The following is a 12,209-nucleotide window of genomic DNA, read 5'->3' as shown; positions in this document are numbered from 1 at the left end:
CCCTTCGCCGTTGTCGGGGCGGGTCCGGAGCGGCCGGGTAGGCCTGCGGCCGGGCCGGGGGCGGTGGCGGCCGGGTGCACCTCTGGGCCTCCATACGGGACCAACCCCCTTGGTACACAAGCCGGCGGAGCGGGCAGGCGGCAGGCGGGCGGACGGTTCGCCGTGATCGAAGGCGGCAGGGCCGGGCCCCCACGGTCCGCCGCCCGGCCCCGCACGGTCCGCCGCCCGCCCGGAACAGCCCATGGCCGCCCCCGAACAGGCCGATGGCCGGGCATCTCCCCAGATGCCCGGCCATTCTGCCGTCCGCCGCACCCCCGTCCCCACGGGGTTGTCGGCCGGAAGTCCCCCGTCCCGGGCCGCTCTCCCGGGACCGGGGCGCCTCAGCGCCCCAGCATTCCGGCCACGGACGACGCCTGTGTCATGACGGCATCCCAGCCGCCGAACACGACGGCGAGCAGGACCGCCAGCGGCAGCACCATGGCCACCGCGACGAGCGGATGACGGCGCGCCCCGGAGGTCCGCCCGCCGAACGCCGAGGCGCCCCTGCGCCCTTGCGTACGGACAGCCGTGCGTCCGAAGAGGTCCGACATCGCCCCGCTCCCGTCAGTCTTGGGGCGGCGGGCGTCTGACCTCGGGGGACGAGTGCGTTCGCCCGCCGCTTGCAGACAACATTAGGCAGCCCGCGGGCCGCGGGCGTCATGCCGTCGTACCGATTGGGCGGCCTACGCCAGGATGACGGTACGCCGCGGCGCGTACTCCCCTGGGTGGAGACGTCCCCCTCAGGGCCTGGGGTCATCCCGGAGGGGACGCTCCCCGGCCGCCCCGGCCGCCTCGGACTCCTCGACCCGCGGCACGGGGTGTTCGACCAGGGCGAGGACCCGATTGGCCATGAAGCGGGCGGTACGGACCACCGAGCCGCTCCGGGTGACTTCGCTCACTTCCACCACTCCCCTGCGCACCGCCGTCTCGACCCTGCGGCCTGCCCTGCTCGCCACCACTTCATACGCCCGGGTGGTGTCCCCGGCGTCCACGACGATCTCGACCCGGTCACCCTTCACCGCGTCAATCCCCCTTCCGCGACGGATCATTGGGCACACGCGGGAGAGGCCGGACCGCGCCGCGTCCGGATTTCCCCCACTCCGTCAGCATCCCACCGGCCACCGACAATCAGGTCGCCGACGCATGCGCGGCCTATCAGCACAGCGAGCCGTCAATCCGTAAGCTGTGCCACGTCAGACGGGACCGGGCAGCGGGGATGGACATGGCGATGATGCGGCTCCGGCGCGAGGACCCGCGTGTCGTCGGTTCGTACCGGCTCCACCGGAGGCTCGGCGCGGGCGGGATGGGCGTGGTCTACCTCGGCTCCGACAAGCGCGGGCAGCGGGTGGCCCTGAAGGTCATCCGGCCCGATCTGGCCGAGGACCAGGAATTCCGCTCGCGGTTCGCCCGCGAGGTGTCGGCCGCGCGGCGCATCCGCGGCGGCTGTACGGCGCGGCTGGTGGCCGCCGATCTGGACGCGGACCGGCCGTGGTTCGCCACGCAGTACGTCCCCGGGCCCTCGCTGCACGACAAGGTCAACGACGAGGGGCCGCTGCACCCGGCGCAGGTCGCCTCGATCGGCGCCGCGCTGTCCGAGGGCCTGCTGGCGGTGCACGACGCGGGGGTGGTCCACCGGGACCTGAAGCCGTCCAACATCCTGCTCTCCCCCAAGGGCCCGCGCATCATCGACTTCGGCATCGCGTGGGCCACCGGGGCGAGCACCCTCACCCACGTCGGTACGGCGGTCGGGTCGCCCGGGTTCCTCGCGCCGGAGCAGGTGCGGGGCGCGGCCGTGACCCCGGCGACGGACATCTTCGCGCTGGGCGCGACGCTCGCGTACGCGTGCACGGCGGACTCGCCCTTCGGCCAGGGCAGTTCGGAAGTGATGCTCTACCGCGTCGTGCACGAGGAGGCGCAGCTGTCCGGTGTGCCGGACGCGCTGGCACCGCTGCTCGCGGCGTGCCTGGCGAAGGACCCGGCGGACCGGCCCAGCACACTGTCGCTGTCGCTGCGGCTGAAGGAGATCGCGGCGCGCGAGGCGCAGGGGCTGTCCATGCCGGGCGGGCCCGGCGGCGAGGCGCTGCCCGGCGGGAGGCGGATGCGGCCCGGGCGCGGCCCGTCGTCCGAGCGGGGCGCGGGGGTGCCGCCCGAGCGCGGGGCACCGCCTGAGCGGAGCACTCCGGACCGGGTCAGGTCCGTACGGCCGCAGTCGGACCGGCCGACCGGAAAGCGCGCGGAGGAGTACGCGCGGCAGCGTACGGAGCGGCGGGCGGCCAACACGCCGACACCGCGTCCTCAGGCGCCGCGCGGCAGTGGGACGGGCCGGGGAGCCGCGCCGGTCCGGCCCCAGGGAACGCCGGGGCCGAGCGTGCCGGCCGCGGGCGCCCCGGGCGCGGGGCCTGCGGGGGAAGCGGCGCCGAAGGCCCGTGTCGGCAGGCGGCCGTCGGCGCGCCCGTCCGTGCCGGGAGCACGCACCCCGGGCCGAAACGGTTCACGCCCGGCCCGGACCTCTCGTACGGGATCGCGCACGCCGCCCGGCGCGCGCAGGCCCGGACCCGACCGGCGGCTGCTGCGCCAGCGGATCATCGTGTTCATCACGGTGACGCTGCTGGTCGCGCTGGGGATCGCGGTGGCGCAGGGGTGCCAGGGACCGGCCAGGAGCCTGGGGACCGAACGGTCGGAGTACGTCGCGTCGTGGTCCGCCACGCTGCCGCCGGAGGCCGGGCAGGGCTGACGGCCCGGCGGCAGGCGGCTGGCAACTGGAGGCGGGCGGCAGGTGGCCGATTCGAACATTCCGTCCCGTCCGGTGGCGGGCGGGTGCTAATTTCGCGCCATGTCCAAGATCGAGACCGACCGTGCCGAGAAGACCGGCCAGGCGGACCAGGCCGACAGGGCCGACAGGGCCGACAAGGCCGAGATAGACGCGCTGACCGCCGAGTTCTTCGGCGTCTTCGACAACCGGGGCGGCCGGACCCCCGAGGTGGCCCGGCTCCGACGGCTGGTCCTGCCGGAGGGCGTGATCGTGGTGACCGGCCCGCGGTTCACGGTCTACACCCTGGACGCGTTCATCGAGCCGCGACAGCGGCTGCTGACCGGGGGCCGGCTGGTCGAGTTCTCCGAATGGGAGACCTCCGAGCGGACCGAGATCGCGGGCGACATCGCGTCGCGGTTCGGCACGTACCGCAAGTCCGGGTTCCTGGACGGCACCCCCTACGAGGGCGAGGGGACCAAGTCCTTCCAGTTCGTCCGCACCCCGGAGGGCTGGCGGGTCGCCTCCTTCACCTGGTACGACCAGCCGTGACCGCGTAGAACGCCACCGCCGCCGCGGCTCCCACGTTGAGGGAGTCCACGTCGTGGGCCATCGGGATGCGGACCCACGTGTCGGCGGCCCTCAGCGCCCGCGGGGACAGGCCGTCGCCTTCGGCCCCGAGCATCAGCGCCGCGCGGTCCATGCGGTGCGGGGCCGCCTCGTCCAGCGGGACGGCCCGCTCGTCGGGGGTGAGGGCGAGGAGGGGGAAGCCCGCCTCGCGGACGGTTTCCAGGTCGCGGGGCCAGTTCTCCAGGCGGGCGTACGGCACCGCGAAGACCGCGCCCATGGAGACCTTCACCGAGCGGCGGTAGAGCGGGTCGGCGCTGTCCGGGGAGAGCAGGACGGCGTCCATGCCGAGAGCGGCGGCGCTGCGGAAGATGGCGCCGATGTTGGTGTGGTCGTTGACCGCTTCCATCACCGCGATACGGCGGGTGCCGGGCCGGGCCAGGAGTTCGGCGGCCGTCGGCAGCGGCTTGCGGGCCATGGAGGCCAGGGCGCCGCGGTGGACGTGATAGCCCGTCACGCGCTCGGCGAGGGCCGGGCTGACCACGTACACCGGTGCCGTCGCCGCCTCGATGACATCGCCCATCACCTCGGCCCACTTGGCGGACAGCAGCATCGAGCGCATCGCGTAACCGGCCTGCCCGGCGCGCCGGATGACCTTCTCGCCCTCCGCGATGAACAGGCCCTCGGCCGGCTCGCGGCGGCGGCGCAGCTCCACGTCGGTCAGGCCGGTGTAGTCGCCCAGGCGGGGGTCGTCCGGGTCGTCGACGGTGATGATGTCAGCCACGGGGTGGGTGCCTTGTCGGTGGTGGGGCGGGGGGTGAGTGCTCGGGTTCGGGGGGCAGTGGGTCAGTCCGTGGGGTGCACGGCCACGACCTCGCCGATGACGATGACCGCGGGCGGCCGTACGCCTTCGGCCCGTACCGTCTCGCCGAGCGTGCCGAGGGTGGCGTCCACGCGGCGCTGGGCGGCGGTGGTGCCCTCCTGGACGACGGCCACGGGCGTGTCGGCGCCGCGCCCGTGGGCGATGAGCGTGGCGGCGATGGCGCCGCTGTTCTCGACGCCCATCAGGACGACGAGGGTGCCGCGCAGGCGGGCGAGGGCCGACCAGTCGACCGTGGAGCGCTCGTCGTCGGGTGCGACATGGCCGCTGACGACGGTGAACTCCTGGGCGACCCCGCGGTGGGTGACGGGGATGCCGGCCGCGGAGGGCACGCTGATGGAGCTGGAGATGCCGGGGACGACGGTGCAGGGGAGGCCGGCCTCGGCGAGGGCCTGGAGTTCCTCCATGCCGCGGCCGAAGACGTACGGATCGCCGCCCTTGAGGCGGACCACGGACTTTCCGGCGCGGGCGTGTTCGATCAGGGCGTTGTTGATCGCTTCCTGGGCCATGAACCGGCCGTACGGGATCTTCGCGGCGTCGATGACCTCGACGTGCGGCGGCAGTTCGGCGAGCAGGTCGCGGGGGCCGAGCCGGTCGGCGATGACCACGTCGGCCTCGGCGAGCAGCCGGCGGCCGCGCACGGTGATCAGGTCGGGGTCGCCGGGGCCGCCGCCGACCAGGGCGACCCCGGTGGCGCGGGCGCGGTGGTGCGGGGCGGCGAGGGTGCCGTCGCGCAGGCCCTCGACGATGGCGTCCCGTACGGCGGCGGAGCGGCGCGGGTCGCGGCCGGTGAGCACCGCGACGGTGACGCCCTCGCTGCGGCCGGTGGCCGGCGTCCAGGCGGTGGCGGCCTCCGCGTCGTCGGAGCGCACGCACCACACGCGGCGGTCCTCGGCCTCCTGGGAGGCGGCGGCGTTGGCCTCGGGGTCGTCGGTGGAGATCAGGGCGTACCAGGCGTCGGCGAGGTCGCCGGGCGCGTAGCGGCGGCGCTCCCAGCGGATCTCGCCGGTGTCGGCCATGGCCTCGACGGACGGCTTGGCGGACGGGGAGATCAGCAGCACGTCGGCGCCCGCGGCGACCAGGGAGGGCAGGCGGCGCTGGGCGACCTGGCCGCCGCCGAGGACGACCACGCGGCGGCCGGACAGGCGCAGTCCGACGGGGTAGGCGGCGTGTTCGGCGTGCTCGGCCATGGCGGTACGGCTCCTTGTGGGGGTGGCGCGGTGGTGCGGGCAGCGCGCGCTGGCGAAGGTGGGGACGCGTCGCCGCTGCGGCACTGGAGCGGCGGTGGGGACGGGGCGGCTGCCGCCCCGGGGGCCTGGTGAGAGGGTACGGCGACCTGGTGAGAGGGTACGGCCCCCGGCCCACAGCCTATGAGGCTGCGGGCCGGGGGTCATGCGCAGGGGCCGTGCCCGCGCGGTCAGCCCTTCTCGGTGACTCCGGCGGAGTCGAAGGTGGCGACCTCGTGCATGGCGCGGGCGGCGCTCTGGACGACGGGCAGTGCCAGCAGGGCACCGGTGCCCTCGCCGAGCCGCAGGTCCAGGTCGACCAGCGGGCGCAGTCCGAGCTTGTTGAGCGCGGCGACGTGGCCGGGCTCGGCGCTGCGGTGGCCCGCGATGCAGGCGGCCAGCGCCTCGGGGGCGATGGCGCGCGCCACCAGGGCGGCGGCCCCGGCGCTGACGCCGTCCAGGATGACCGGCGTACGCAGCGAGGCGCCGCCGAGGATCAGGCCGGCCATCGCCGCGTGCTCCAGGCCGCCGACCGCGGCGAGGACGCCGATCGGGTCGGCGGGGTCCGGTCGGTGCAGCTCCAGGGCGCGGCGCACCACGTCGATCTTGCGGGCGTGGGTCTCGTCGTTGATGCCCGTGCCGCGGCCGGTGACCTCGGCGGGGTCGGCCTCCGTGTAGACGGAGACCAGGGCGGCCGAGGTGGTGGTGTTGGCGATGCCCATCTCGCCGGTGATCAGCGCCTTGTTCCCGGCGGCCACCAGGTCGCGGGCGGTCTCGATGCCCACCTCGATGGCGCGCAGCACCTCGTCGTGGCTCATCGCGGGGCCGACGGTGAAGTCGGCGGTGCCCGGCCGGATCTTGCGCGGCAGCAGGCCGGGGGTGGCCGGCAGCTCGGCCGCCACGCCCACGTCCACGACGCAGACCTCGGCGCCCACCTGGTTGGCGAAGGCGTTGCAGACCGCGCCGCCGCCCAGGAAGTTGGCGACCATCTGCCCGGTCACCTCCTGGGGCCAGGGGGTGACGCCCTGGGCGTGCACACCGTGGTCGCCCGCGAAGATCGCGACGGCGGCCGGCTCCGGGATCGGCGGCGGGCACTTGCGGGACAGGCCGCACAGCTGCGCGGAGATGATCTCCAGCATGCCGAGGGCGCCCGCGGGCTTCGTCATCCGCTTCTGCCGCTCCCACGCCTCGCCGAGCGCCTTGGCGTCCAGCGGGCGGATGCCCTGGAGGGTCTCCTGGAGGAGGTTGGCGGGCGCCTCGCCGGGCAGGGCGCGGCGGCCGTACGTCTCCTCGTGGACCACCCAGGACAGCGGGCGGCGCTTGGCCCAGCCGGCCTGCATCAGCTCGGGCTCGTCGGGGAACTCGTCCACGTACCCGACGCAGAGGTAGGCGACGACCTCCAGGTGCTCGGGCAGCCCCAGCTCGCGGACCATCTCGCGCTCGTCGAAGAAGCTGACCCAGCCGACGCCCAGGCCCTCGGCGCGGGCCGCCAGCCACAGGTTCTCCACCGCGAGCGCGGAGCTGTAGGGGGCCATCTGGGGCTGGGTGTGGCGGCCGAGGGTGTGCCGGCCGCCGCGGGTCGAGTCGGCGGTCACCACGATGTTGACCGGCGTTTCGAGGATGGCCTCGATCTTCAGCTCGCGGAACTGCTTGGCGCGGGCCTTCGGCAGCGACTTCGCGTACGCCTCGCGCTGCGCCGCGGCGAGCTGGTGCATCCGCTCCCGGGTCTCCTGCGAGCGGATGACGACGAAGTCCCAGGGCTGGGAGTGGCCGACGCTGGGGGCGGTGTGGGCCGCCTCCAGGACGCGCAGCAGCACCTCGTTGGGGATGGGGTCGGAACGGAAGCCGTTACGGATGTCCCGGCGCTCGCGCATGACCCGGTGCACGGCGGCGCGCTCGGAGTCGTCGTAACCGGCGGCCGGGGGGCCGGCCGGCTGGGCCGGGACGGCGGGCTCCTGTGGCTCGGCCTGCAAAGCGGTTCCGTCCTGCGGAGCGGTCCCGTCCTGCGGAGCGGGGGCCGTGGCATCCGGGGCCGCGGGGGCCTCGGCGGAGGGTGCGGCATCGGCGGGCGCCGGGGCGGGCTGCGCGGGGACGGCTCCGGCCGGTGCCCCGGGGGCGTCCGGCACGTCCAGGACGACCGGGGCGTCCGGGGTGTCACCGAGCTGGACCAGCTCGGCGCCGTCCTGCTCGACGGCCGGCTGCCCGGCGTCGGAGCCGTCCTCGGCCGGGGGCCGGGGGGCGTCCGCCGGGGCGGCGGGCTGAGCGGCCGCGGGGGCCTGCTCGGTGGCCTGGGTCGGCTCGGGAGCCTGGGCGGGCTCCTCGGGGTGCTGTGCTTCCGCGGGGACGTTCCGGACTTCTCCGGGAGCGTCCTGGGTGACCTCGGCGATGTTCTGTGCCTCCTCGGGCTGCTGGGCACCTTCGGGGGCGGTGACCTGCTCCGGCTGCGGGGCGACGGCCTGCGCGGCGACGGCCTGCTCGGCGTCAGCAGGAGCGGCGTCGGCGGGAACGGCATCAGCAGGAACGGCGTCGGCGGGAACGGCCTCCGCGGCGGGAGCCTGCGCAGCCGAAGCCTGTGCGGCCGGAGCCTGTGCGGCCGAAGCCTGCGCATCGGCGGCCGGAGCGGACTCGGCGGCCCCGGACGGCTGCGCCGCCTCGCCGGAAGCCTCCGCGGCCGCCTCCACGGCGACCGCCTCAGCCTGCTGGTCCGCCTGCTGGTCCACGGCCTGCTCGGCCTGCGCCTGCTCCGTCGGACCCTGCTCGGCCTGCACCACGGCTTCCTGCACCACGGCTTCCCGCGCCTCGCCCGCCGCAGGCTCCTCGGCCGCCGCAGGCTCCTCCGCCTCAGGCGCGGCTTCCTGCTCCTGCTCGGCCACGGCGGTCTCCTCCGCCGCCGGCTCCTCCGCGCCGGGCACGGCCTCGGCCGGTGCCTCCTGGGGCGCGTCCTGCTCCTGCGCGGCGGGTACGGCTGGGTCCTGGCCCGCCGCGGGGGCCTCGGCCGGGTCCGCCGCGGGGTCTTCGGCCACGTCGGCCGGTGCCTCCTCGGCGGCCTGTATGGGCTGCGGCGCCTCCACGGGCTGCGCGCCCTCGGCCGTACCGGCGGCGACCGCTTCCTGGACCGGCTCCGCCGCCACAGCCTGCTCCGGCTGCTGGGCCTCGGCGGCCACCACCTGCGGCGCGGCTTCGGCCGCGGCCGCCTCGGTAGGCGCGCCCTCGGCCGCGGCCGCCTCGGAGGGCGCGTCCTCGGCCGCGGCAGGCGCGACCGTCCCGTCAGCCGGAGCCTCGGTGCCCTCCGGCGCGGGCACCTCACCCGCCTCAACAGTCACACCAGCCACCGCAGCCTCCTCAGCACCGCGATCGACCGTTTCTGCACCCGGAGCCGTGGGCACGGCGGCAGCGGCCGGCCCGGCGGCTGCCGCGGCGACCGGCGCCACGGGGGCGGCCTGGGCCGGGGCGCTGTCCCAGGACGGCGCCCCGGCGGGGATCCCGCCGGGCTGCTGCCCGGGCAGCGGCGCCGCGCCGGGGGCCGCGTACTCCTCGGCGGCGGCCTGCTGCGCGGCGGGGGCGCCGCCGGAGGTATCGCCCTGCGGGGCGCCCTCCTCGACGTCCAGGTACTCGGGGCCCGGCGCGGGCCGGGCGGTGGCGGCGCGCGGCGGCGCGCCGGCCGGGCCGCGGTCGGCGAGCGAGCGGACCACGCCGCCGCTCGCGTCGGGGACCGGCGGGCCCATGTGGAGCGGGCGGCGCGGCGGCGCGGGGTTCTGCTGCGGCGCGGCGGGCGGCGGGACGCGTACGCCGCTCATGTCGACCGAGCCGGTGTCGCGGCCGCCGCTCTCGTGGTCGCCGGCCTCGGGCGGCAGGGGCTCGTACGCCATGGCGCCGAGCGGCGCGGAGTCGTACGGGCCCGCCTGCTCCGGCACGGACTGCTGGGGCGGCGCCTGCGGCGGCCGGGTCTGCTGCGGCTGGGCCTGCTGGGGGAACTGCGGCGGCACCACGGGCTGGTGGTGCTGCTGCTCGCTGCCCCACGCGCCCTGTGCTCCGGGCATCAGCAGGAGGTCGTCGTCCTCGGCTCCCGGGTCGGCGGGGTCGAGGTAGGGATAGGCGTCGGGAGCCTGGGGCGCGCCCGGCGCCTGCGTCGGGCCGGCGTCGGCAGGGGAGGGAACGGCCGCCGGCTGCGGCTGTCCGGGCTGTCCGCCTGCGTTCTCCGGCAGCCCCTCGCCCGGGACCTGGCCGGTGTCGGTCATGCGTACCCCTCGCCCATTGGTAGTGCTCCTTCCAACCGCTCGTGCGACGCGCTCCACCGCGGCGCGCCGACCGCCCCGATAGCTAGAACGAGCGAGCGCGCCTCGCGGCACGTCCGCCCTTGAGCGCTTCATTTACGGCCAAAACCACGGCATGTTCCGGATATTGGCGTACGAAACCGAACGCGGGACGGCGGCGCAACGATCCGCCAGCCTACCCCGCGCCGGGGCGGCACCCGGTCACGGGTGAGGAACCCGATAGCCGCTGAGCAGGAAGACCACGGCCCGTTCCCGCTCGACCCAGGCGGAGGTGTCGAGTTCCACGGACTGCAGCAGCGCGCACTCGGCCTCGTAACCGCCGTCGGTCAGCGCCCGCCCGATCGCCTCGGCCTCGTCGCGGGTGGCCGCGTGCGCGACGATGCGCTCCGGCCGGCGGGCTGCGCAGGCGGTGACCACCGCCGCTCCCCCGCCGCCGACCCGTACGACGTCCGGTTCCGGCAGGTCCTCCAGTACCTGGGGCGCGCGGCCCTGTACGACCTGGAGCTGGACGCCGTACCGGCGGGCCACCGCGGCGGTGCGGTCGCAGGCGTCCGGGTCGGCGTCCACCGCGATGACGGCCGCCCCGAAGCGCGCGGCCTCCACGGCGGCGGCGCCGCTGCCCGCGCCGATGTCCCAGACCAGGTCGCCGGGCCGGGGCCCGAGGCAGGCCAGCTGGGCGCTGCGCAGCTGGACGGACTCCCCCTCGCCGAGGACGCCGCCGTACGCCTGTGCGGGCAGTCCCCAGCCGCGCGGCGACGACGGGTAGGCGACGTCCCGGCCCGCCATCCAGCCGCTGCCCTGGGCGGCGGCGCTGGCCCCGCCGACGACGATGACGACATTGGGGTCGCGCCAGACGTGGTCGGCGGCCTTGTCCGAGGTGAGGACCGTCACCTGCTCGCGTTCGGTGCCCAGTTCCTCGCAGATGACGAAGGTGCGGTGCACCCCGTCCAGCAGGAGGGCGAGTTCGGCGGGCCCGGCGCCGGGTGCGGTCAGGACCGCGACCTTGGTGTGCGCGCGGCAGACGTTCACGGCCCGGCGCAGGTCACGGCTGTGGGCGACGACGATCTGGGCGTCGTCCCAGGGCATGCCGGCCCGGGCGAAGGCCGTGGCCACGGACGAGACGGCGGGCACCACCTCGACCTCCAGGCCGTGCTCCGGCGCGCGCAGGGTCCGTACGACGCCGAAGAAGCCGGGGTCCCCGTCGGCGAGCACCACGGCGGTGCCGCGGTGCTGGGCGATGCGGCGGGCGGCCAGGTCCACACTGCCCAGCCGGATCTGTTCGGCGTGCGGCGGGACTTCGGGCAGGGTGAGGTGGTGGGCGGCGCCGGCCACGAGCGTCGCCGCGCCGAGGGCGGAGCGGGCGGCGGCGGTCAACGGCGAACCGTCCCACCCGATCACCGTGACCCGGTCGGCCATCGTCGTCAGTCTCCTGGGCTTGACTTGCTACGGAACAGAACTGGGGAGGTACGGAACGGCTGCGCCCGCGGAACGCGCCGGCGCGCGCGCCGGGCGGGGCGCACGGCGGCGGTCGGCCGGTCACCGGGTTCGGCGGGCAGGCCGAGACTACCCGCAGAGGTCCGGACCACAGCGCGCGGGCCGCGCCGGTCCCGGCCGAAACCGTCCGGCCGGGGTCCGGGGAGGGGGCTTCAGTTCCATTCGGGATAGGCGAAGCCGTTGGCGTCGGCCATCCGTCCCGGTACGCCGTCGAGGTCCTCGGGCAGCAGGCTCCAGACGATCAGGTCCGTACGGATGTCCGTCCAGCCCCCGTCCTCGGTGCGCGAGCGGGCTATCCAGGCGTTGCGCAGCACGCCCTCGCTGATGCAGCCGATCTTCTGGGCCACCTGCTGGGCGGCGGTGTTGTCGGCGGCGGTGCGCAGTTCGACCCGCTCGAACTTCTGGTCCCGGAAGAGCCACTGGGCGACCGCCAGGACCGACTCGGAGGCGTAGCCCTCGCCGCGGGCCCAGGGGGCGGTGACGTAGGCGGCCTCGGTGCTGAGCACCCGCCAGTCGGTGTGGTCGAGCTGGACGGTGCCGACCAGGCGCTGGGTGAGGAACTCGGTGACGGCGAAGGCGATGCCGCGGCCCTCTGTGCGCACCGCGGGGGCCCGGCGGGTGGTCCAGTCGCGGGCGAGGTCGGCCGTGTAGGGGTGCGGCAGCGCGGTCCAGGCGGTGGTCAGCTCGTCGTTCATCATCTCCGTGAGCGCGGGCACGTCGGCCTCTTCGAACGGGCGAAGCACCAACCGATCCGTGCTGATGGAGATGTCCGGAAAGGTGGATGTCATGCCGCTGCTCCAACGCCGTTGACCGTGCTGCTCCGAAGTTCGGGCCGGGTTGACCGTCTTTGAGTGCACCAGCATGCAGCATCCGACCGGCGATGTGCCACGCGCGCGGGCCCCGGTGGCGCGCAGGTGCGCGTCCGGGGCCCGTCGTCGAACGGCTCGAAAGCCGGTACGAACGTCATGTGCGGGTCGGCG

Annotated in this window: 9 protein-coding genes; 2 read left to right on the top strand and 7 right to left on the bottom strand. The window is 75.8% G+C overall.

Features of this window, described 5'->3' with window-relative positions; translation table 11 throughout:
- Window positions 1-380: 380 nt before the first annotated feature.
- Both CP973_RS14655 and CP973_RS14650 read right to left on the bottom strand, forming a co-directional pair.
- Window positions 381-590 (bottom strand): hypothetical protein, encoded by a 210-nt coding sequence (locus tag CP973_RS14655; RefSeq protein ID WP_150240860.1) that lies wholly within the window; start codon window positions 588-590, stop codon window positions 381-383.
- A gap of 189 nt (window positions 591-779) precedes the next feature.
- Window positions 780-1,058 carry a hypothetical protein gene (locus CP973_RS14650; RefSeq protein WP_150240858.1) on the bottom strand — a complete coding sequence of 93 codons (279 nt, stop codon included), beginning with the start codon at window positions 1,056-1,058 and terminating at the stop codon, window positions 780-782.
- A gap of 197 nt (window positions 1,059-1,255) precedes the next feature.
- Between CP973_RS14650 and CP973_RS14645 the strand changes: the two genes are divergently transcribed.
- Both CP973_RS14645 and CP973_RS14640 read left to right on the top strand, forming a co-directional pair.
- Complete coding sequence (locus tag CP973_RS14645; RefSeq protein WP_167538337.1) at window positions 1,256-2,773, top strand: serine/threonine-protein kinase; 1,518 nt, start codon at window positions 1,256-1,258, stop codon at window positions 2,771-2,773.
- Window positions 2,774-2,872: 99 nt separating this feature from the next.
- Window positions 2,873-3,340 (top strand): nuclear transport factor 2 family protein, encoded by a 468-nt coding sequence (locus CP973_RS14640; protein ID WP_150240854.1) that lies wholly within the window; start codon window positions 2,873-2,875, stop codon window positions 3,338-3,340.
- Here CP973_RS14640 and CP973_RS14635 read toward each other — a convergent pair.
- The 5 genes from CP973_RS14635 to CP973_RS14615 form a co-directional block, all read right to left on the bottom strand.
- Window positions 3,318-4,139, bottom strand: coding sequence for a TrmH family RNA methyltransferase (locus CP973_RS14635; protein WP_150240852.1), 822 nt, complete (start codon window positions 4,137-4,139; stop codon window positions 3,318-3,320). The genes CP973_RS14640 and CP973_RS14635 overlap by 23 nt on opposite strands.
- Window positions 4,140-4,201: 62 nt before the next feature.
- Complete coding sequence (gene cobA, locus CP973_RS14630) at window positions 4,202-5,425, bottom strand: uroporphyrinogen-III C-methyltransferase (protein ID WP_150240850.1); 1,224 nt, start codon at window positions 5,423-5,425, stop codon at window positions 4,202-4,204.
- Between the two features lie 227 nt (window positions 5,426-5,652).
- Window positions 5,653-9,699 (bottom strand): nicotinate-nucleotide--dimethylbenzimidazole phosphoribosyltransferase, encoded by a 4,047-nt coding sequence (gene cobT, locus CP973_RS14625; protein WP_150240848.1) that lies wholly within the window; start codon window positions 9,697-9,699, stop codon window positions 5,653-5,655.
- Window positions 9,700-9,936: 237 nt separating this feature from the next.
- Window positions 9,937-11,151 carry a precorrin-6y C5,15-methyltransferase (decarboxylating) subunit CbiE gene (gene cbiE / locus CP973_RS14620; protein ID WP_150240846.1) on the bottom strand — a complete coding sequence of 405 codons (1,215 nt, stop codon included), beginning with the start codon at window positions 11,149-11,151 and terminating at the stop codon, window positions 9,937-9,939.
- 230 nt (window positions 11,152-11,381) lie between these two features.
- On the bottom strand, window positions 11,382-12,017 hold the full coding sequence (locus CP973_RS14615) for a GNAT family N-acetyltransferase (protein WP_150240844.1): 636 nt from the start codon (window positions 12,015-12,017) through the stop codon (window positions 11,382-11,384).
- Window positions 12,018-12,209: the final 192 nt, after the last annotated feature.

The organism is Streptomyces albofaciens JCM 4342, assembly GCF_008634025.1.
GTDB classification, from domain to species: Bacteria; Actinomycetota; Actinomycetes; order Streptomycetales; family Streptomycetaceae; genus Streptomyces; species Streptomyces albofaciens.
Note: the sequence above shows the minus strand (reverse complement) of the source record. Positions and strands in the feature narration are given on the sequence as shown.